A 20,407-nucleotide genomic window follows, 5' to 3' on the forward strand; every position below is an offset into this window, starting at 1 on the left:
CGATCTGGGTGGTGGCGGCGATGGCCACCTCCTCGACCCGCTCCGGCGGCAGCTGCGGGTTACGGCGCAGCAGTTCACGGATGCAGCGGATCACCAGGTCGTCGGCGCGGGTGTTGGAGTACATCCCACCCGCCTTGCCGAACGGGGTGCGGACGCCGTCGACGAAGACGACATCCCGGACTTCACGGGGCACTTGAGCCTCCTCTTCGACCATCATCCGGCCACCGCGCCGACAGGCGGCACCACGGCTCGGATGAGGTCGCCTGCACGGGCGTGTTCCCCCGGATGCTACTCGCGGGTAACTACTCGCGTCAGCAGGCCCCGTGTGGCACGGGACACATTCTCACCGCCGCACGGCCCCCCTTCATGTCGATCATGAGCATGTTGTCGCGGCGCGCCGGGCGGGGACGACAACTTCATGATCAACCCGGGTGGGTCGGGGTGGTGGCGGGGAGAGGGTCGTGGAGGGCGCCGGTCAGGTCGGCCTTCAGCAGGCCGATCTGCCACTCGCGGGCACCGAAGCCCCGCAGGGTCTCGGCCACCGTCTCCTCGGTCACCTCCTCCGGCGGCACCCAGGCCAACCGGCGGATCGAGTCCGGGGTGATCAGGTTCTCCGCCGGCAGGTCGTGGGAACCCGCGATGCGGACCACCACCTCCCGGCACCGGGCCAGCCGGGCCGCCGCCACCGGATCCCGCTCGGCCCAGCGGTGCGGCGGTGGGGGACCCTCCACCGCCGGCGCGACCGGCAGCGCGTCGTCCGGCAACTGCCGGGCGTCGTCCAGCGCGGCCAGCCAGGTGCGGGCCAGCCGGCGGACCGACCGGCCACCGAAGCCGGGGAGCGTGAGCAGGGTCTTCTCGTCCTTCGGGTCCAGTTCGGCGGCGGCGACGATCGCCGAGTCCGGCAGCACCCGGCCCGGTGCGGCGTCCCGGCGGGGGAGGCTCGCCATCGGCGTGCGAACCGCCAGCGTGGCGTGGGCCTCCGGCAACGGCGTCGCCCCGACCCGCCCGGTGCCCCGGTCGAGTGCGGAGCCGGCCCGGGACGCCACGGCCCGGGCGTCGTCGTGCAGCGACTCCAGATCGGTCTCCGGTGTGGTGACCAGGGTCAGCAGGGCGTTGCGGCCGGCCGGGTAGGTCACCACGGCCCCCGCGTCGGTGCGGACCACCGACTCCCGGAAGCCGCCCTGCCGGACGGTGTCGGCCACCCGGTGGCCCAGCCCGAAGCTGGCCGCCGCCAGCGCGGCGAGGTGGGTGGCGTCGGTCGCCGGCAGGTCGCTGGAGATGAGCAGGCCGTCGGTGCCGGCCAGCACGCTCCCGGCAACCTCCGGGCGGCGTCGGCGCAGCCTGCGCAGCTCCGTTCCCACCATGGTGTCCACGTCCACGAGCGTTCCCTCTCCCACCGGTCGGGCTTCCCAGGTTGGTGACGATGCGCGCCGGGAACGTTACCGGCCGCCATGTCGGCTGGCGAGCCCGTAACCCTCGGCGATCGGGCGACAACTCCCGACTGAACGGTGGGTTGTCAGTCGCCCGGACGCCGTCGGCCGGCGCGGCGCCGGCGCGCCGGTCACACCCGTCCGGCGTAACCTGACGGCATGAGCAGCGCCTGGGAGAGCCTGACCGTGGACGCCCAAGACCCGGCCCGACTGGCCCGCTGGTGGGCCGAGGCGCTCGGCTACCAGGTGGTCACCGAGAAGCCGGACGAGGTCGAGATCCGCCCGGCCGCCGACCGCCTGCCCGGCCTCGTCTTCGTGCCGGTGGTCGCCGGCAAGGAGGGCAAGAACCGGCTCCACCTCGACCTGCGCCCCGACGACCAGGAGGCCGAGGTGGAGCGGCTGGTGGACATGGGCGCCCGGCACGTCGACATCGGCCAGGGCAGCGTGGGGTGGACGGTGCTCGCCGACCCCGAGGGCAACGAGTTCTGCGTCCTGCGGCAGCGTGGGGATTGACCCTCCGGCCCGCTGACCCGGACGCCGACCGGTGGGTCGCCGAGCCGCCGAAGGACACCGGCCACGGCCGCTCGCCGTACGAGCGGGACCGGGCCCGGGTGCTGCACTCCGCGGCGTTCCGGCGGCTCGCCGCCAAGACCCAGGTGCACACCGCCGGCACCGACGACTTCCTGCGTACGCGGCTGACCCACTCGCTGGAGGTCGCGCAGATCGCCCGGGAGATGGGCGCCCGGCTGGGCTGTGACCCGGACCTGGTGGACACCGCCGGGCTCGCCCACGACCTGGGTCACCCACCGTTCGGGCACAACGGCGAGGACGCGCTGGACGCCCTCGCCGCCTCCTGCGGCGGCTTCGAGGGCAACGCGCAGACCCTTCGTGTGCTCACCCGCCTGGAGGCCAAGGTGCTCGCGCCGGACGGCGCCTCCGCGGGGCTCAACCTCACCCGGGCGTCGCTCGACGCGGTCAGCAAGTACCCCTGGTCGCGTCAGCCGGGGGAGCGGAAGTTCGGGGCGTACGCCGACGACCTGCCGGTCTTCACCTGGCTGCGGGCCGGCGCGCCCGCCGGCCGGCGGCGCTGCCTGGAGGCCCAGGTGATGGACTGGGCCGACGACGTGGCGTACTCGGTGCACGACGTCGAGGACGGCATCCACGGCGGGTACGTCTCGCTCGGTCCCCTGCTCACCGACCCGGACGAGCGGGCGGCGCTCTGCGCCGACGTGGCCGCCACCTACTCCGGCGAGTCCCCGGCCGACCTCGGCGCGGTGCTGCTCGACCTGCTCGCCGACCCGGTGCTCGCCCCGCTCGCCGGGTACGACGGCAGCCACCGGGCGCAGGCCGCGCTGAAGACGACCACCAGCGTGCTCACCGGCCGCTTCGTCACCGACGTGGTGGCCGCCACCGAGGCGGACTTCGGTCCCGGCCCGCACCGCCGGTACGTCGCCGACCTGGTGGTGCCGAGGGAGATCCGGGCGCGCTGCGCCCTGCTCAAGGGCATCGCCCTGCGGTACGTGATGCGGCGCCCCGGCGCCCGTGGACGCTACGAGCGGCAGCGGGAGATCCTGGCCGGGCTGGTCGACGTGCTGGCGGACCGGGCGCCGGACGGACTGGACGAGGTCTTCGCCCCGCTGTGGCGGGAGGCGACCGACGACGGTGCCCGGCTGAGGGTGGTGATCGACCAGGTCGCCTCGCTCACCGACCCGGCCGCCGTGGCCTGGCACGCCCGCCTCGTCGGGGGTGGGGCGCCCGCCGATGGCCCCGACCAGCAACTTAGGCTAGCCTAACCAGCATGACGGAGCGCCCGAAGAAGATCACGACCGCCCGGGTGGTACGCACCGAGCGGCCCACCCCGCACGTGATCCGGCTCGTGCTGGGTGGTGCGGAACTGGTCGGCCTGCCGGTCGGCGAGTTCACCGACCACTACATCAAGATCGTCTTCCCGGTGCCGGGGGTCGACTACCCGGCCCCGATGGACCTCGCGGCGATCCGTCGTGACCTGCCGCCCGCGCACTGGCCCCGGCTGCGCGCGTACACCGTGCGGGCCTTCGACCCGCTGGCCGCCGAGATGACCGTCGACGTGGTGCACCACGGCGACGAGGGGCTCGCCGGACCCTGGGCAGCCGCGCTGCGCCCCGGCGACGAGGTGCACTTCACCCGGCCCGGCGGCGCGTACGCCCCGAGCCCCGACGCCGACTGGCACCTGCTGGTCGGCGACGAGAGCGCCCTGCCGGCCATCGCCGCCGCCCTGGAACGTCTCCCCGCCGGCGCGCCGGCCGTGGCGCTGGTCGAGGTCGACGGACCGGCCGACGAGCAGCCCCTGCCCAGCCCCGGCGCGGTACGGCTGACCTGGCTGCACCGCGGCGCCCGCCCGGTCGGCGAGGCCCTCGTCGAGGCGGTTCGCGAGCTGGACTTCTCCGCCGGTGACGTGCACGCGTTCGTGCACGGCGAGGCGACCTTCGTCAAGGAGCTGCGCCGGCTGCTGCGGGTGGAGCGGGGCGTGCCGCGCGAGCGGCTCTCCATCTCGGGGTACTGGCGGCGGGGCCTGGACGACGAGGGCTGGCGCGCCACCAAGCAGGACTGGAACCGGCAGGTCGAGGCCGAGGAGACCGCCGCCCTGCCGGCCTGAGGTCAGAGCCGGGCGGCGTGCACGTCGGCGACCTCGCGACCAATCGCGGATCGCCCAGCCAACTCGGCCCGCTGCGCCAGGACCACACCGGTGTGCCGGGCCGAGCGGGCGACCCGGCGGCGGACCACCGCCACGTGGGCGGCGGCGACGAGCCCGAAGACCAGCACCGCGCCCGGCGCCGCCACGGCGGACGGGGCGACGGACGAGCCGGCGAAGCCGGCCCCGACGGCGACCAGCACGCTGTTGATCACGCCCACCGTCCCGGCCTGCCCGACGAGATCGCTGAACCAGTGCCGCCGGAACGGCTCCGGCGCGAACGGGCCGGGGTCGTCGAGCGTGGGCAGCAGCACGTACGGCGCCAGGTCCGGCGACCGCCGGGTCAGGTACGTGCGCAGGGTGGTGGCCGCGACCGCGTACCGACGGCCCCGGTCGTTGAGCTCCACCTGACGCGCGAACACCGCGAGGCCGAGCAGCAGCACCAGGGTGCCCAGCGCGCTCAGCAGCGCCGCCCGGGGCAGCGCCCCACCGGCCGTCACCAGACCCGCCGCCGCGGCGGCCGAAGCGGAGGAGACGGCCAGGAAGAACGTGAAGCGGGCATTGGACCGGTCCTGGACCGCCCGGCCCGCCTCGCGGAGGTGCTCGTACTCGGCGAGGGCGATGGTCAGCGGCACATCCGGTTCGTCGGTCATCCGGCGTCTCCCTCGATCGTCAACGGCGCGGCACGAGGCTAGCCGCCCACCGCAAGAGGTGGCCTTCGGCGGAACCGCTTCGTGTCCTCCCGTCGCCCCGCAGGATGGGCTGGGGGTGACGATGAGCGAGCAGCTGCGGGAACGGGCGGACCGCCCGGAGGGATCCGTCGACCGGACGGTGCTGGTGCTGGGTGTCGGTGGCGTGCTGGCCGTCGTGGCCTGGGGCGTCCTCGCCCGGCGCTCGCTCGCCGGCGTCGGTGAGTCCGGCCTGGCCTGGACGATCGACACCTTCGGGTGGTTCTTCGTGGTGGCCGCCGACGCCTTCCTGGTGCTGGCCGTCGTGATCGCGGCGAGCCGGTTCGGGCGGATCCGGCTCGGCGCCGACGACGACGAGCCGGAATTCAGCTCGCTGGCCTGGATCGCGATGATGTTCAGCGCCGGCATGGGGATCGGTCTGGTCTTCTTCGCGGTCGCCGAGCCCATCCAGCACTACGCGACACCACCCCCGGCGGTGAACGTGGAGCCGCAGACCGGTGCGGCCGGCGCCGCCGCGATGCAGTACACCCTGTTCCACTGGGCCCTGCACCCGTGGGCGATCTACGCCGTGGTGGCGCTCGCACTGGCGTACTCGACCTTCCGGAAGGGCCGGGAGAACCGCATCTCCGCCGCCTTCCGTCCGCTGCTCGGCGACCGGGCCGACGGCGCCGCCGGCCGGGCCATCGACCTGCTGGCGGTGTTCGCCACGGTCTTCGGCTCGGCGACCAGTCTCGGGCTCGGGGCGCTCCAGGTCGCCGCCGGACTGGACCTGGTGGCCGGTGTCCCGGGCAGCACCGCCGTGGAGCTGGTCGTCATCGGCGCGCTCACCCTCGCCTTCGTGATCTCCGCCTTCTCCGGGCTACATCGCGGGATCAAGTGGCTCTCGACGACGAACGTGGTGCTCGCGGTGCTGCTGATGCTCTTCGTCTTCGTGGTCGGGCCCACCATCTACACGCTGGAGGTGCTGCCCGCCGCCGTCGGCGACTACCTCAGCAGCCTGATCTTCATGTCCACGCGGACCGGCGCCTTCTCCGACCCGGCGTGGCTCGGTTCCTGGACCATCTTCTACTGGGCCTGGTGGATCTCCTGGGCGCCCTTCGTCGGCACGTTCATCGCCCGCATCTCCCGGGGGCGCACGGTCCGGCAGTTCCTGGTCGGGGTCCTGCTGGTGCCCAGCGGCGCCAGCGCGATCTGGTTCGCCGTGCTTGGCGGTAGCGCGCTGCGCGCCCAGGCCACCGGCACCCGGGACCTGGTGGCGGACGCCGGCGCGGGCGCCGAGCAGGCCCTCTTCGGTCTGCTCGACGCCCTGCCGCTCGCCGGTCTGACCAGCGTCCTGGCCATGGTGCTGATCGCGCTCTACTTCGTGACCAGCGCCGACTCCGCGTCGCTGGTGCTCGGGTCGTTGACCTCGCGCGGCGCGCTGCGCCCGCACCGGCTCCTGGTAGTGCTCTGGGGCGTGCTGATCGGCGCGGTCGCCGCCGTGCTGCTGCTGGTGGGCGGACTGGAGGCGCTGCAACAGGCGACGATCCTGGTGGCGCTGCCGTTCGTGGTGGTGATGCTCGGTCTGGCCGTCGCGCTGTTCCGGGACATGTCCCGGGACCCGGCTGCCAACCCGCCGCCGCCGGGCCGCCGCCACGGCCTCGCGGAGGCCGTACGCGCGGCCCGGTCGTACGACGAGGAGGATCCGCCGCCGATCCGCCGCTACCTCCGCCGCCGGCCCCGGTGAACCGTCCGCGTAGCGGTGGCCGCCACACGCGGCGTCCCCGCGCGGCGGAACGTCGGTCCGGCAGGGCAGGATGTACGCCGAGGAGGTGGCGACCATGGCGGGGCGGATCCGGGACGAGGACGTCGCGCTGGTCCGTGAGCGCACCTCGATCGCGGAGGTCATCTCCGACACGGTGACCCTCCGGTCGGCCGGCGGCGGCAACCTCAAGGGGCTGTGCCCGTTCCACGACGAGAAGAGCCCGTCGTTCAACGTCTCGCCGGCCCGCAACGTCTTCTACTGCTTCGGCTGCGGGGTCGGCGGCGACGCGATCAAGTTCCTGATGGACGCCGAGCACCTCAGCTTCATCGATTCGGTCGAGCGGCTCGCGGCCCGCGCCGGCATCCAGCTGCGCTACGTCGAGTCCGACCACACCACGCCGCGCGCCCGGCCCCAGCAGGGGCAGCGGCAGCGGCTCGTCGCCGCGCACGCCGCCGCCGTCGAGTTCTACCGGGCGCAGCTCACCACGGCCGGTGCCCGTCCGGCGCGGGAGTTCCTGGCCCAGCGCGGCTTCGACCGGGCCGCCGCGGAGCGGTACGGCTGCGGGTTCGCCCCGGACGGCTGGGACCTGCTGACCAAGCACCTGCGCCAGCAGGGTTTCACCCACGACGAGCTGGTCACCGCCGGGCTGTCCCGCCCGGCCCGCTCGGGCAGCCTCATCGACCGGTTCCGCCGCCGGCTGCTCTGGCCGATCCGCGACCTCACCGGCGACGTGATCGGCTTCGGCGCCCGCAAGCTCTTCGACGACGACGACGGCCCGAAGTACCTGAACACCCCCGAGACGCCGATCTACAAGAAGTCGCACGTCCTCTACGGCATCGACCAGGCCAAGCGGGAAATCGCGAAGCAGGGCAAGGTCGTGGTCGTCGAGGGCTACACCGACGTGATGGCCTGCCACCTGGCCGGGGTGCCCACCGCCGTGGCCACCTGCGGCACGGCCTTCGGCGCCGACCACATCGGGGTGCTGCGCCGCCTGCTCATGGACACCGACGCGGTGGCCGGGGAGATCATCTTCACCTTCGACGGGGACGCCGCCGGGCAGAAGGCCGCCCTGCGCGCCTTCGACGACGACCAGCGCTTCGTCGGGCGTACCTTCATCGCGGTCAGCCCGGACAACATGGACCCGTGCGAGCTGCGCCTGGCCAAGGGCGACCTGGCGGTCCGCGACCTGGTCGCCCGCCGCGAGCCGCTGGTCGACTTCGCCCTGCGGCACGTCATCAGCCGCCACGACCTGGACACCGTCGACGGCCGGGTGGAGGCGATGCGCCGGGCCGCGCCGCTGGTGGCCAAGATCAAGGACCGGGAGAAGCGCCCGGAGTACGTCCGCAAGCTCGCCGGCGACCTCGGCATGGAGATCGAGCCGGTGCAGCGGGCGGTGCTCGCCGCAGGCAACGCCCCGCCGTCCGGGCGTGGTGCCGAGGCCACGTCGCGTCCGGCCCGCGCCGAGCCGGTCGTGGACAGCCCGCAGGCGATGGTCGAGCGGGAGGCGCTGAAGCTCGCGTTGCAGGAGCCGGTGCTGGCCGGGCCGATGTTCGACGCGGTCGAGGCCCCGGACTACCGCCACCCCGTCCACGTGGTGGTCCGCGAGGCGATCGCCGCGGCGGGCGGAGCCGCGGCGGCTGCCGGCGGGGCGGTCTGGATCGAGTCGGTCCGCGACGCCTGCGCCGACCTGGCCGCCCGGGCGCTCGTCGGCGAACTGGCCGTGGAACCGCTGCGGATCGACGGCGAGCCCGACCCGCGGTACGTGTCGATCACCATGGCGCGCGTCCAGTGGGGTTCGGTGACCAGCCGGATCAAGGACCTGAAGTCCCGGATCCAGCGGATCAACCCGGTCAACAACAAGGACGAGTACTTCGCCGCCTTCGGTGAGCTGCTGTCCCTGGAGCAGCACGCCCGAGCGTTGCGGGAGCAGGCCGCGGGAGGGCTCTGAGATGGGACTGTTCGGCCGGAAACCGAAGCTGCCGCCCGCCGATCGTCCGCCGCTTCAGGCCGACGAGCGGGTGCTCGCCTGGGCCGCCGCCGGCAACGGCGAGGGTGACGGGGTGGTGGTGGCCACCAACCTCGGTCTCTGGCTGCCCGGGCGGGGCCACCGCCTGGGTTGGCACGACGTGCACAAGGCCGTCTGGTCCGGCCGGGAGCTGACCGTCACGCCCGCCGAGCGGATCGCCGAACGCGACGGCTACCTGGTGGTGGCCGACAGCCCGGCCGAGACGTACCTCCTGCTCGACCCGGGGGAGCTGCCGCACCAGGTGCGGGCCCGGGTCACCCGGTCGGTGGCGTACACCCAGCAGCACCCGGTGCCCGGTGGCGCCGGCCGGATCGCCGCGCGGCGCGTGCCCGGGGTGGACGGTGTGACCTGGACGGTGCGCTTCGAGCCGGGGACGCCCGCCGACGACCCGGAGGTCCTCGCGGAGACCGACCGCCTCGTCGCCGCCGCCCGCACCGCCACGACGTCGGGCGACGCCTGAGGTCAGCTCACCAGGTGGAAGCGGGGATGCCGCAGCCACGCGGCGAGGAACTCCGCGTCCCCCACGTGGTACGCCCAGCGGTGCCCGGTCGCCATGTCGTAGGTGACCTCCCACAAGCGTCCGGGCAGCGCCCCGAGCACCGCCCGTGCCTCGCCTGCCGTCTCCTCCAGGGTGGCTGTGGTCGATGGGCCCCCGGTGGCGAGCAGCCCGTCGAAGTCGACCAGCGCGTCGAGGCGGCGGGCCAGCGCCAGGGCCAGCGCGCCCAGGACCCGGTGGTCGAGGATGTCGTTGCAGCCGGCGTACAGTCCCAGCTCCTGACGAGGCGGCTGGGGCAGCACGGCGAGGTCGTCGCCGTCGGCCCAGGGCTCGCGCTCGATCCAGAGACGCAGGGGCACACCGTCGAGGTCCACCGGACCCAGGTGGAGCGGGCCGGCATCCCGGACCCAGAAGTCCACCGCGTCGGCGTCGACCTCCACCGGCCGGCAGAAGGTTCGCAGCCACGGCACCGCGGTCCCGGTGAGCTGAGTGAGGGTCAGCGGCTCGGTGAGCCACAGACCAAGAGACGGTCCCGCCACGATGCCCCCCTCCGCCGTCGTTCCCCGACCATGATCGGTGACGGCTCGGCAATGCGTCGGCCGGCGTGTCGTATTGCTGACCCGTCAGCGATCGGGTGGGCCGATAACTCGGTGGGGAGTGTCGGGGGTGGTCGCTAGGGTTTCGGGGTGACCATGGCTCAACCACTCATCCAGGCTCGGGGGCTGGTGAAGCGGTTCGGCGACTTCACCGCCGTCGACGGCATCGACGTCGAGGTGCGCTCCGGCGAGGCGTTCGGCTTCCTCGGGCCCAACGGCGCCGGCAAGTCCTCCACCATGCGGATGGTCGGCTGCACCTCCCCGCCCACCGGCGGCGAGCTGCGCATCCTCGGCATGGACCCGGTCCGGGACGGGCCGGCCATCCGGGCCCGCCTCGGCGTCTGCCCCCAGCTCGACAACCTCGATCCCGAGCTGACCGTGCGGGAGAACCTGACCACCTACGCGCGCTACTTCGGCATCCCGCGCCGGGTGGCCCGCGCCCGCGCGGCGGAGCTGCTCGACTTCGTGCAGCTCACCGAGCGCGCCGACAGCAAGGTCGAGCCGCTCTCCGGTGGCATGAAGCGCCGGCTGACCATCGCCCGCGCGTTGGTCAACGAGCCGGAGATCGTGCTGCTCGACGAGCCGACCACCGGCCTCGACCCGCAGGCCCGGCACCTGGTGTGGGAGCGGCTGTTCCGGCTGAAGCAGCAGGGCGTCACCCTGGTTCTCACCACGCACTACATGGACGAGGCGGAGCAGCTCTGCGACCGCCTCGTGGTGATGGACGGCGGGCGGATCGTCGCCGAGGGCTCGCCCCGCGCGCTGATCGAGCAGCACTCCACCCGTGAGGTGGTGGAGCTGCGCTTCGCCGCCGAGTCGCAGGAGCCGTTCGCCGGCAAGCTCGACGGGCTGGGGGAGCGGGTCGAGGTCCTGCCCGACCGGATCCTGCTCTACGTGCCGGACGGCGACGCGGCGGTGGCGGAGGTCGCCGCGCTCGGGTTGACGCCGGCCAACGTGCTGGTCCGACGCAGCAGCCTGGAGGACGTCTTCCTGCACCTCACCGGCCGCACCCTGGTCGACTGAGATGAAAGGAAGGGCCCCCTCTCAACGCCTGGCGTTGCACAGGGGCCCCTTCCTCACACCCACCGACGGCCGAGAGGTCCGGTGCCGTCAACCGGGACGGCAGCGGGCTCCGTAGCATCGGCCGGGCGCCCGGCTGCCGGGGCCCGGGCGCGACGATCGGAGGGTGCCGGTGTCCGTCGGAGCGGTTCGGTCACGGCGTCAGGGCGGGCTCGGCGCGCTCTACCTCGGCATCTTCGCCACCGTCTGGTTCAGCGTGCCCGCCGCCGAGCAGCCACTGCGCGGCGCGCTGGTGGCCGGCAGCGTGGCGGCGCTGCTCACCGCGGTCGCCGGGGGCGTCGTCGTGGCCCGGTCCCGGGGCGCGGAGGCGGGCCTCCACGACCGCGCGGTGGACCGGCGATACCTCCTGATCGTCGTCGCCGAGTTCGCCCTCATCGCTCTCGGCGCCGTGGCGCTGGCCGCCGCCGGCCGGTCCGAGTACACGCCGGCGTTGATCAGCGCCGTGGTGGGGCTGCACTTCTTCCCACTCGCCCCGCTGCTCGGCGACCCGCTGCTGCGACCGCTCGGCATGGCGATGTGCGCGGTGGCGGTGGCGGGACTGGTGACGGGGCTGGCCACCGGGGTGTCGGCGGGCCTGGTGGTCGGCACCGGCGCGGGCGTGCTGCTGCTCGCCTACGCGCTCCGGTCGCTGCTCCGTGCCGTTCGCGGCTGACCGGCCGTGTCCGTCATCGCGCCCGCGCCCAGGTCAGGAAGCGGTCGGCCAGCCCGTCCGATTCGGTGAGGTCATCGGTGGCCTCGTACAGCAGCGTGCCGAGGTAGATCAGCAGGCAGCGCGTCTTCGTCGCCGCGTTGCCCGCCCCTGAATCGGCGCGCGGCACCCGACTCGGCGCGCCCCGGGCCCATCCGGCTTTTGATCCACTCGCTTTCCCTGACGTCGGGGTGTCCCCGGTCGCCGGATACCCCGATGTCAATGACGTCGAGTGGATCAAGGGCGGGCGGACCCTCCCCGTCGGGTTCGGGGCATCCCGAACGTGCGGGTGCGGGAGCCGACCGTCCGGCCCGGAATGGCGGCGACAGGGCAGCCGCGTGGCCGTAGGGTGGCCCGGGTCTGTCGTACCCCTGGGGTAGGAAAGGCCGTGGTGGTCGGCGCGGGAGAGACGGGGGTGTCGGGTGAGCGTGACGCAGCAGGCGCGGGAGCGGGCCCGACCGCCGTTGCCGCGCGTACCGGCGGTGGCGGTGCTCGCGCACTACCTGGTCGGTTACCGACGGACCTGGCGGGCGGGGGTCTTCTCGTCCTTCCTGCTGCCGGTGCTGACGGTTGTCGGGTTCGGCCTGGGGGTCGGCGCCTACATCGACCAGGGCGTCGGCGGGGTGCGCTACTTCGACTGGATCGTCGGGGGCCTGCTCGCCTCGACCGCTCTGCAGGTGGCCATCGGCGAGTCCACGTGGCCGGTGTTCAGCAACTTCCGGTGGATCAAGACGTACTTCGCGCAGAGCGCGGCGCCGCTGCGGGTGGGTGACGTGCTCGGCGGGCACCTGGCCTTCGTGGTCTTCCGGGTGCTCACCTCCATCGCCGCGTTCCTCCTGGTCACGGCGCTGTTCGGGGCGGTGCACTCGCCGTGGGCGCTGGCCGTCCTCCCGGTCGTGGCACTGCTCGGCCTGGCCGTGGCCGCACCGACCTTCGCGTACGCGGCACTGGTGGACAGCGACAGCTGGCTGGCGATGCTGTTCCGCTTCGCGGTGATCCCGATGACGCTGTTCGCCGGGGTGTTCTTCCCGGTCGAGTCGCTGCCGGCGGTGCTGCGGTGGCTGGCGTACGCGACGCCCCTCTGGCACGCCGTCGACCTGTGCCGGGCGGCCACGTTGGGCGTGGCTCCCCAGTGGTCGGTCGCCGGTCACCTGGTCTACCTCGCGGTGTGGGCGCTGGGCGGCTGGTTGCTGGCCCGCCATACGTTCCGCCGCCGGCTCGTGGTCTAGGGGAGGATGTCCATGGTCAGTTTCGTCCTGCCCCGCCTGGTCGACGTCTCCTCGGCGTCCCGGCGCTCGGCCTCCGTGACCGAACGCAACGTCGCCGCGCTGCGGTCGGTCTACTGGCTGCTGCTCGTCTCCGGCTTCGTGGAGCCGCTGCTCTACCTGCTCTCCATCGGCGTCGGGGTCGGCGCGTTGGTCGGCGACATCCCGCTGCCCGGCGGTGAGGTGGTGACGTACGCCGCCTTCGTCGCCCCGGCGATGCTCGCCTCGTCGGCGATGACAGGTGCGCTGGCGGAGACCACCTTCAACTTCTTCGGCAAGCTGAAGTACATGAAGCTGTACGACGGGGTGATCGCCACCCCCGTGCAGCCGTTCGAGATCGCCCTCGGCGAGCTGGCCTGGGCGATGCTGCGGGGCAGCGCGTACTCGGCCGCGTTCCTGGCGGTGATGGTCGTGATGGACCTGACGACCGTGGCGCGGGCGGTGGTGGCCTTCCCCGCCGCGGTGCTGGTCGGTTTCGCCTTCGGCGCGTTGGGCATGGCCATCTCCACCTTCATGCGTAGCTGGCAGGACTTCGACCTGATGGGGTCGGCGCAGTTCACCCTGTTCCTCTTCTCCGGGACGTTCGTGCCGGCCGAGTCGTACCCGACGGTGCTGCGGTGGCTGATCGAGGTGACCCCGCTCTACCGGGCGGTGCACCTGATCCGTGGCATCGCCGTCGGCACCGCCGGCTGGGGGTGGGTGCTCGACGTGCTCTACCTGCTGGTGGCACTCGGTCTCGGCCTGCTGGTCGCTTCGCGCCGGATGGGCAGTTTGCTCTACAAGTAGGTGGTTAACCACCGCCTCCGCCGGGGCATGTCGAGGAGGACACCGCCGATCACGAGGGAGGGGCGATGGCCTCCGATGAGTCTTCCGCGCACGGGCGCGACCGTGAAGTGAGCGGCGCGGTGGGCGCCGGAGCCCGTGACCGGGAGCGACCGGTCGGTCCGGACGAGGGGCCGGACAGCCCCGCCCAGCTGCCGGGCGCCGGCTGGAAGGCGGCGCTGCGCCGCACGGTCCGGGAGTTCCAGGACGACAGCCTGACCGACTGGGCGGCGGCGCTGACGTACTACGGGGTGCTCTCCATCTTCCCCGGCCTGCTGGTGCTGGTCTCGATCCTCGGCCTGCTCGGGCGGAGGGCGACCGAGGGTGTGCGGGACACGGTCAACCAGACGGTGCCGCAGGAGAACATCCGGGAGATCATCGAGGCCGCCATCAACCAGGCGCAGGGGAGCGGCGGTTTCGCGGGCTTCGCGGCGATCCTCGGTTTGCTGGCCGCGTTCTGGTCGGCATCCGGCTACATCGCCGCCTTCATGCGCGCCTCGAACACCATCTATGACGTGCCGGAGGGCCGGCCGATCTGGAAGACGCTGCCGATCCGCGTCGGGGTGACCGCCGTGATCGGTGTGCTGCTGCTGGCCTGCGCGGTGATCGTGGTCTTCACCGGTGGCCTCGCCGAGGCGGTGGGGGACGCAATCGGGCTGGGCTCGACGGCCGTGACGGCCTGGAATATCGCCAAGTGGCCGGTGCTGCTGCTCCTGGTCAGCCTGATGTTCGCCATCCTCTACTGGGCCTCGCCGAACGCGAAGCACGGCGGGTTCCGCTGGGTCAGCCCCGGCGGCGTCCTGGCCGTGGTGATCTGGCTGGTCATCTCCGGCCTGTTCGCGCTCTACGTCAGCAACTTCGGCTCGTACAACAAGACCTACGGCGCGCTCGCCGGTGTGATCATCTTCCTGATCTGGCTCTGGCTGAGCAACATCGCGATCCTGCTCGGGGCCGAGTTCGACGCCGAGTTGGAGCGCAGCCGCGCCATCTCCGCCGGGCACTCGGCCGACGACGAGCCGTACGTCGAGCTGCGCGACGACCGCAAGCTCAAGAAGAAGCGCAACGCCGCCGGCCGCCGCTGACCGCCCGGCGTACCCGATCGGCTCCTGCCCCGTCGTCCACCCGGACGGCGGGGCAGTGTCGTGCCCGCGATCGCCACCGTTCCCGCGCGGCACCATGCTTTTCTTGATCCACTTGAAGCTTTTGTTCGTTCGGACAAAAGTTGGGAACGGATTGGCCGAAGCTCTGGACAGGTGGCACGGAAGGCTCCTACTGTGTCGGACACAACACATCGGCATTGCGTCGATGTGAACGAGTCCCATGAAGAGGTGAGTCCCGGTGCGGACCGTCGACCCCCTGCACGTACGACTGTTGCGGCTGCTCCGCGACGAGGGGGCGGTCTCCCGTGCCGAACTGGGTGACCGGCTCCAGATGCCGCGCCCCCGGCTGCTGGCCGAGCTGGAGCGACTGGTCGGTCTCGGCTACGTCGCCGAGGCCGGGCTGGCCGCGTCCCGGGGCGGCCGGCGCTCCACCCTGGTGGAGCTGAGCCCGCAGCTGCGCTTCGCCGCCGTCGACCTGGGCGCCAGCTCGATCGACGTCGAGGTGGTCAACGGCCGGCTGGAACCGGTCGCCGCGTACGCCGAGCCCGCCGACATCCGCAACGGCCCGAAGGTGACCCTCCAGCGGGTCAACGAGCTGCTGCACAAGGCGAAGGTCGACGGTGCGTACGAGCGGCTGGACGCGGTCGGCATCGGTGTGCCCGGCCCGGTCAGCTTCCGCGACGGCGTCCCGGTCTCCCCGCCGATCATGCCGGGCTGGGACCGCTTCCCCGTGCGGGAGCTGCTCACCCGCGAGCACGGCTGCCCGGCGGTGGTCGACAACGACGTCAACATCATGGCCATCGGCGAGCGGCACGGAGGCGTCGCCCACTCGGTCGACGACTTCCTCTTCGTCAAGATCGGCACCGGAATAGGGTGTGGGATCTACCTCACCGGCGAGGTCTACCGGGGCACCGACGGCTGCGCCGGGGACATCGGGCACATCCAGGTCGACTCGCACGGTCCGATGTGCTCGTGCGGCAACGTCGGCTGCCTGGAGGCGCTGTTCAGCGGCGCCGCCCTGGCCAAGGACGCCCTGGCCGCCGCGCGCAGCGGCGTGTCACCGGCCCTGGCCGAGCGGCTGACCGCCCGGGGCACGCTGAACGCCGTGGACGTGGCCGAGGGTGCCGTCGAGGGCGACGTCGCCTGCATCCAGTTGATCCGCGACGGGGGCCGGCGGGTCGGCGGTGTGCTGGCCGGGCTAGTCAGCTTCACCAACCCGTCGATGATCGTGATCGGTGGTGGGCTCGCCCAGCTCGGTCACATCCTGCTCGCCGAGATCCGCAGCGTGGTCTACCGCCGGTCGCTCCCGCTGGCCACCGGCAACCTCCCGGTCGTCCTGTCCGAGCTGGGACCGCGGGCCGGCGTCGCCGGTGCCGCCGTCCTCGCGAGCGACGTGGCCTTCGCGGAGGCGTCATGACCGAGCAATCCGAGGAGACACTCGTGACAGATGCTCCGTTGGTCGAAGCCCCCGCCGACGCCGTCGCGGGCGAGGTGGTCCTGCGCCTCACCGACGTGGTCAAGACCTTCCCGGGCGTACGCGCCCTGGACGGGGTGCAGTTGGAGGTCCGTGCCGGCGAGGTGCACTGCCTGCTCGGGCAGAACGGCGCCGGCAAGTCGACCCTGATCAAGGTGCTCGCCGGCGTACACCGTCCGGACTCGGGGACCGTCGAGTGGCGCGGTGAGCCGGCCACCTTCGCCAACCCGCAGGCCGCGATGCGGGCCGGCATCGCCACCATCTACCAGGAGCTCGACCTGGTCGACGACCTCTCCGTGGCGGAGAACGCCTTCCTCGGCCACGAGCCGCGCCGGTTCGGCTTCGTCCGCCGCGGGCACATGGCCCGGCGTACGCGGCAGATCCTCGGCCGGCTCGGCCACGCCGAGATTCCGCCCAGCCGGATGGTGCGCTCGCTGCCGGCGGCCGGCAAACAGGTCGTCAGCATGGCGCGGGCGCTGTCGCACGAGGCCCGACTGATCATCATGGACGAGCCGAGCGCCGTACTCGCCCACGACGAGGTGGGCAACCTCTTCCGGATCATCCGGGAGCTGACCGCCCAGGGCATCGCGGTCATCTACATCTCGCACCGGATGGAGGAGATCCGCGAGATCGGCGACCGCGTCACCGTCCTCAAGGACGGCCGGACCACCGCGGCGAACCTCCCGGCCCGCGACACCCCGACCCGCGACCTGGTCTCCCGGATGACCGGCCGCACCATCGAGTACGTCTTCCCGGACCGCCCCGCCACCGACACGGTCGGGGACGAGCTGCTCCAGGTCGAGGGGCTGACCCGGTCCGGCGAGTTCGCCGACGTGTCACTGAACGTCCGGGCCGGCGAGATCGTGGGCATCGCCGGGCTCGTCGGGTCCGGCCGGTCCGAGCTGCTGGAGACCATCTTCGGCGCGCGTCGCGCCGAGTCCGGCTCGGTCCGGATGGGCGGCCGGGCACTGCGTCCCGGCAGCGTCGGCGCGGCCGTCCGCGCCGGCATGGGCATGGCCCCGGAGGAGCGCAAGAGCCAGGCGCTGCTGCTGGGCGAGCCCATCTACCGCAACGTCACCCTGGCCACCTTCGGCCGCTACGCCCGCGCCGGCTTCACCGACACCGGCAAGGAACGGGCCGAGGCCGACCGGATCGCGGAGAGCCTCGACCTGCGTCCCCGCGACGTACGCCGACCGGTGCGCACCCTCTCCGGTGGCAACCAGCAGAAGGTCGTGGTCGGGCGCTGGCTGCTCGGCGACACGAAGCTGCTGCTGCTGGACGAGCCGACCCGGGGCGTGGACGTCGGCGCGCGCGCCGAGCTGTACCAGGTCGTCCGTGCCCTCGCCGCCCGTGGCGTGGGGGTGCTGCTGGTCTCCAGCGAGGTTCCCGAGGTCCTCGGCCTGGCCGACCGGGTGCTGGTCATGCGGGAGGGCCGGGTCGTCCGTGAGGCCCCGGCCGGCGAACTCGACGAGAACACCGTGCTCGACCTCGTCATGGCGGGGTCCCTGATGGAAGGCGCACCGGCATGAGCGACACACTTCCCACCGCAGCGCCGGAGCGCGCGGCACAACTGCCGGCACAGTCGCCGCCGGTCGACCCGGTGGAGACCGCCGCCGCGGGCGAGAAGGCGACTGCCGGCGGCCGGCTCTCCTGGTGGAGCGGCGACAACGGCGAGGGTGCCCGGCGCAACCTCGGCCTGATCGGTGTGCTGGTCATCCTGATCGCAATCGGTGCCGCGACCCGCTCCGACCTCTACTCCAACCCGGACTGGGTGTGGGACAACACCCTCACCATCCTCAAGCTGGCGTCCGTGGTGGGTGTGGTCACCGTCGGCATGACCTTCGTGATCATCGGCGGTGGCATCGACCTGTCGGTCGGCGCGATCGTCGCCCTCGCCGGGGTCTGGGCCACGACGGTCGCGACGCAGAACTTCGGCGCCGGCGGCATGATCTTCACGGCGCTCACCGTCGGTCTCGCGGTCGGCCTGGTCAACGGCGTGCTCATCTCGTACGGACGGCTGGTGCCCTTCATCGCGACCCTGGCGATGCTGGTGGCGGCCCGCGGCCTGGCGGCGGAGATCTCCGACAAGCAGACCCAGGTCTCGGACAACCAGTTCATCAACGGCATCGCCAGCAACACGCTGCTCGGTATCCCGCTGCTGGTCTACATCCTGGCGGCGGTGGTCGTGGCCGGCTGGGTGCTGCTCAACCGCACCACCTTCGGCCGGCGTACGGTCGCCGTCGGCGGCAATCCGGAGGCGGCCCGGCTGGCCGGCATCAACGTCAAGTGGCACACCGTGCTGCTCTACGCGCTCTCCGGCCTCTGCTGCGGCATCGCCGCCGTCATGCTCACCGCCCAGGCCAACTCGGCCCAGGCGGCGATGGCGAACCTCTACGAGCTGGACGCGATCGCCGCCGCGATCATCGGCGGCACGCTGCTCAGCGGCGGCCGGGGAACGATCATCGGCTCCCTGCTCGGCGTGATCATCTTCTCGACGATCACGAACCTCTTCGCCATCAACGGCCTCTCCACCGAGGCCCAGAACATGGTCAAGGGCGGCATCATCGTCGCCGCCGTCCTGGTCCAGCAGGTCCAGTTCCGCAGCCTCACCCAGTTCCTGGGCCGGAACCGGCTCACCACCCGATAACACCCGCACCAGCGCACCACCGGACACCACAACGCACCTGGGCCACCCGACACCGCGACGGTGGCCGGACCCCGCACACCCTTTTCCCCTCCACCACGCCAGACCAGGAGGTCGTCATGACCCAGCACAGTCGTGACCTGTCACGCCGTCGCCTGCTCTTCGGCGGCGCAGCCGTCGGAGCCGGCGTACTGCTCGCCGGTTGCACCAGCAACGAGGAGTCGCCGACCGAGGCGCAGACCAAGGCGGCGGCCGCCCCGGGCGGCAACGCCGAGCCCGGCAAGCGCGTCGTCGTCGGCTTCTCCGCCCCGGCCGCCGACCACGGCTGGATCGCCGCCATCACCAACAACGCCAAGGCGCAGGCCGCCGCGTACTCCGACGTGGAGTTCAAGACGGTCGAGGCCGGCGCGGACGCGGCGGCCCAGCGGGCGGCCCTGTCCACCCTGATCTCCCAGAAGCCCGACGTGATCGTGCTGCTGCCGCACGACGGCAAGGAGCTGAACGCGTTCGGCCTGGAGGCGATGCAGGCCGGCATCCCGGTGGTCAACCTCGACCGGGCGTTCCCGGACGCGAAGGCCTACCGGCTGCAGATCAAGGGCGACAACTACGGCATGGGCGTCGCCGCCGCGACGTACATCATCGCGCAGCTCAAGGCCAAGAACGTCACCAACCCGATCATCGGCGAGATCCCCGGTATCGACTCCCTGGAGCTGACCCAGGAGCGGTCGAAGGGCTTCGCCGACACCCTGGCGCAGGCCGGGTTCAAGGTGGCCAACCGGCGGCCGGCGGAGTTCACCGCCGACTCCGGCCAGCAGGCCGCGACCGGTCTCTTCCAGGCCCTGCCGAAGATGGACGCGCTCTGGAACCACGACGACGACCAGGGCATCGGCGTCCTCGCGGCGGTCAACCAGGCCAACCGCAAGGAGTTCTTCATGGTCGGCGGCGCCGGCTCGAAGAAGGCGATGGAGGACATCCAGGCCGACAACACCGTGCTGAAGGCGACGGTCACCTACAGCCCGTCGATGGCCTCCTCGGCCATCTCGCTGGCCCGCCTGATCGGACAGGGCAAGGGCATGTCCGACCTGGTGGAGCTCCAGGTGCCCAAGGAGATCATCCTCGCCTCCGAGACGATCACCAAGGAGAACGCGAGCACCTACCTGAAGCTCGGGTTCTGACACACGGGGGGAGACCCACCTTGTCCACGACAGACAAGCAACTGCGGGTCGGCATGGTCGGCTACGCGTTCATGGGCGCCGCGCACTCGCAGGCATGGCGCACCGTGAACCGGGTGTACGACCTGCCGGCGCGGGCCCGGATGGCGCTGATCTGCGGCCGGGACGCCGGGAAGGTGGCCGACGCCGCCGACCGGCTCGGCTGGGACGCGTACACCACGGACTGGCGGGACCTGATCGCCCGCGACGACATCGACGTGGTCGACATCTGCACCCCGGGTGACAGCCACGCCGAGATCGCCCTGGCCGCGTTGGCCGCCGGCAAGCACGTGCTGTGCGAGAAGCCGCTGGCCAACACGGTGTCCGAGGCACGGGAGATGGCCGCCGCGGCGGCCGTCGCCCAGGCCTCGGGAGTGCGGTCGATGTGCGGGTTCAACTACCGTCGGGTGCCCGCGGTCACGATGATGCGGCAGCTGGTCGCCGACGGTCGGCTCGGGGTGATCCGGCACG

Annotated in this window: 19 protein-coding genes and 3 pseudogenes; 16 read left to right on the forward strand and 6 right to left on the reverse strand. The window is 72.5% G+C overall.

Annotation, left to right across the window (positions count from 1 at the left end; all coding sequences use genetic code 11):
* The 3 pseudogenes from AB0I76_RS06650 to AB0I76_RS06660 form a co-directional block, all read right to left on the reverse strand.
* Nucleotides 1-193 (reverse strand): annotated as a pseudogene (locus tag AB0I76_RS06650) (acetyl-CoA C-acyltransferase); the annotation flags it as partial.
* A gap of 229 nt (nucleotides 194-422) precedes the next feature.
* Nucleotides 423-947, reverse strand: a pseudogene (locus tag AB0I76_RS06655) (HRDC domain-containing protein); the annotation flags it as partial.
* A gap of 159 nt (nucleotides 948-1,106) precedes the next feature.
* Nucleotides 1,107-1,364 (reverse strand): annotated as a pseudogene (locus tag AB0I76_RS06660) (roadblock/LC7 domain-containing protein); the annotation flags it as partial.
* 225 nt (nucleotides 1,365-1,589) lie between these two features.
* Here AB0I76_RS06660 and AB0I76_RS06665 point away from each other — a divergent pair.
* The 3 genes from AB0I76_RS06665 to AB0I76_RS06675 are packed head-to-tail and all read left to right on the forward strand — an operon-like array spanning nucleotide 1,590 to nucleotide 4,065.
* On the forward strand, nucleotides 1,590-1,943 hold the full coding sequence (locus AB0I76_RS06665; RefSeq protein WP_357030741.1) for a VOC family protein: 354 nt from the start codon (nucleotides 1,590-1,592) through the stop codon (nucleotides 1,941-1,943).
* Complete coding sequence (locus AB0I76_RS06670; protein WP_357030744.1) at nucleotides 1,940-3,223, forward strand: deoxyguanosinetriphosphate triphosphohydrolase; 1,284 nt, start codon at nucleotides 1,940-1,942, stop codon at nucleotides 3,221-3,223. Before AB0I76_RS06665 ends, AB0I76_RS06670 begins: the two co-directional genes overlap by 4 nt.
* Before the next feature lie 5 nt (nucleotides 3,224-3,228).
* Complete coding sequence (locus tag AB0I76_RS06675; protein ID WP_357030747.1) at nucleotides 3,229-4,065, forward strand: siderophore-interacting protein; 837 nt, start codon at nucleotides 3,229-3,231, stop codon at nucleotides 4,063-4,065.
* A 2-nt stretch (nucleotides 4,066-4,067) separates the two neighbouring features.
* Here AB0I76_RS06675 and AB0I76_RS06680 read toward each other — a convergent pair whose 3' ends face one another.
* Nucleotides 4,068-4,754, reverse strand: a complete 687-nt coding sequence (locus AB0I76_RS06680) for a hypothetical protein (RefSeq protein WP_357030750.1) — start codon at nucleotides 4,752-4,754, stop codon at nucleotides 4,068-4,070.
* A 121-nt stretch (nucleotides 4,755-4,875) separates the two neighbouring features.
* Here AB0I76_RS06680 and AB0I76_RS06685 point away from each other — a divergent pair, with 121 nt between their 5' ends.
* The 3 genes from AB0I76_RS06685 to AB0I76_RS06695 all read left to right on the forward strand — a co-directional run bounded on the left by AB0I76_RS06685 (nucleotide 4,876) and on the right by AB0I76_RS06695 (nucleotide 9,020).
* The gene (locus tag AB0I76_RS06685; RefSeq protein WP_357030753.1) at nucleotides 4,876-6,516 is read left to right on the forward strand and encodes a BCCT family transporter; all 1,641 of its coding nucleotides are present in this window, start codon (nucleotides 4,876-4,878) and stop codon (nucleotides 6,514-6,516) included.
* Nucleotides 6,517-6,586: 70 nt separating this feature from the next.
* A complete protein-coding gene (gene dnaG, locus AB0I76_RS06690; protein WP_357030756.1) occupies nucleotides 6,587-8,482 on the forward strand; it encodes a DNA primase in 1,896 nt (631 codons plus the stop codon).
* A gap of 1 nt (nucleotide 8,483) precedes the next feature.
* A complete protein-coding gene (locus AB0I76_RS06695) occupies nucleotides 8,484-9,020 on the forward strand; it encodes a hypothetical protein (protein WP_357030759.1) in 537 nt (178 codons plus the stop codon).
* Between the two features lie 2 nt (nucleotides 9,021-9,022).
* Here the strand turns inward: AB0I76_RS06695 and AB0I76_RS06700 are convergent, their stop codons facing one another.
* The gene (locus AB0I76_RS06700; RefSeq protein WP_357030762.1) at nucleotides 9,023-9,595 is read right to left on the reverse strand and encodes a DUF6368 family protein; all 573 of its coding nucleotides are present in this window, start codon (nucleotides 9,593-9,595) and stop codon (nucleotides 9,023-9,025) included.
* A 147-nt stretch (nucleotides 9,596-9,742) separates the two neighbouring features.
* On the opposite strand from AB0I76_RS06700, the gene AB0I76_RS06705 reads away from it, so the two are divergent.
* Nucleotides 9,743-10,675, forward strand: a complete 933-nt coding sequence (locus AB0I76_RS06705; RefSeq protein ID WP_357030765.1) for an ABC transporter ATP-binding protein — start codon at nucleotides 9,743-9,745, stop codon at nucleotides 10,673-10,675.
* A gap of 169 nt (nucleotides 10,676-10,844) precedes the next feature.
* Nucleotides 10,845-11,384 (forward strand): hypothetical protein, encoded by a 540-nt coding sequence (locus tag AB0I76_RS06710; protein ID WP_357030768.1) that lies wholly within the window; start codon nucleotides 10,845-10,847, stop codon nucleotides 11,382-11,384.
* Between the two features lie 13 nt (nucleotides 11,385-11,397).
* Here AB0I76_RS06710 and AB0I76_RS06715 read toward each other — a convergent pair whose 3' ends face one another.
* Complete coding sequence (locus tag AB0I76_RS06715; protein ID WP_357030771.1) at nucleotides 11,398-11,550, reverse strand: hypothetical protein; 153 nt, start codon at nucleotides 11,548-11,550, stop codon at nucleotides 11,398-11,400.
* A 298-nt stretch (nucleotides 11,551-11,848) separates the two neighbouring features.
* Between AB0I76_RS06715 and AB0I76_RS06720 the strand changes: the two genes are divergently transcribed.
* The 8 genes from AB0I76_RS06720 to AB0I76_RS06755 all read left to right on the forward strand — a co-directional run.
* On the forward strand, nucleotides 11,849-12,649 hold the full coding sequence (locus AB0I76_RS06720; protein ID WP_357030795.1) for an ABC transporter permease: 801 nt from the start codon (nucleotides 11,849-11,851) through the stop codon (nucleotides 12,647-12,649).
* 12 nt (nucleotides 12,650-12,661) lie between these two features.
* A complete protein-coding gene (locus tag AB0I76_RS06725) occupies nucleotides 12,662-13,471 on the forward strand; it encodes an ABC transporter permease (RefSeq protein ID WP_357030774.1) in 810 nt (269 codons plus the stop codon).
* A gap of 65 nt (nucleotides 13,472-13,536) precedes the next feature.
* Complete coding sequence (locus AB0I76_RS06730) at nucleotides 13,537-14,589, forward strand: YihY/virulence factor BrkB family protein (RefSeq protein ID WP_357030777.1); 1,053 nt, start codon at nucleotides 13,537-13,539, stop codon at nucleotides 14,587-14,589.
* Between the two features lie 256 nt (nucleotides 14,590-14,845).
* A complete protein-coding gene (locus AB0I76_RS06735; RefSeq protein WP_357030780.1) occupies nucleotides 14,846-16,024 on the forward strand; it encodes an ROK family protein in 1,179 nt (392 codons plus the stop codon).
* The gene (locus AB0I76_RS06740; RefSeq protein WP_357030783.1) at nucleotides 16,021-17,610 is read left to right on the forward strand and encodes a sugar ABC transporter ATP-binding protein; all 1,590 of its coding nucleotides are present in this window, start codon (nucleotides 16,021-16,023) and stop codon (nucleotides 17,608-17,610) included. The genes AB0I76_RS06735 and AB0I76_RS06740 overlap by 4 nt, the downstream gene beginning before the upstream one ends.
* The gene (locus AB0I76_RS06745; protein WP_357030786.1) at nucleotides 17,607-18,728 is read left to right on the forward strand and encodes an ABC transporter permease; all 1,122 of its coding nucleotides are present in this window, start codon (nucleotides 17,607-17,609) and stop codon (nucleotides 18,726-18,728) included. Before AB0I76_RS06740 ends, AB0I76_RS06745 begins: the two co-directional genes overlap by 4 nt.
* A 116-nt stretch (nucleotides 18,729-18,844) precedes the next feature.
* Complete coding sequence (locus AB0I76_RS06750) at nucleotides 18,845-19,900, forward strand: substrate-binding domain-containing protein (protein ID WP_357030789.1); 1,056 nt, start codon at nucleotides 18,845-18,847, stop codon at nucleotides 19,898-19,900.
* A gap of 20 nt (nucleotides 19,901-19,920) precedes the next feature.
* On the forward strand, nucleotides 19,921-20,407 hold a 487-nt coding region (locus AB0I76_RS06755), incomplete at its 3' end, for a Gfo/Idh/MocA family oxidoreductase (protein ID WP_357030792.1).

The sequence above is a fragment of the Micromonospora sp. NPDC049799 genome, from assembly GCF_040656655.1.
Classification (GTDB): Bacteria; Actinomycetota; Actinomycetes; order Mycobacteriales; family Micromonosporaceae; genus Micromonospora.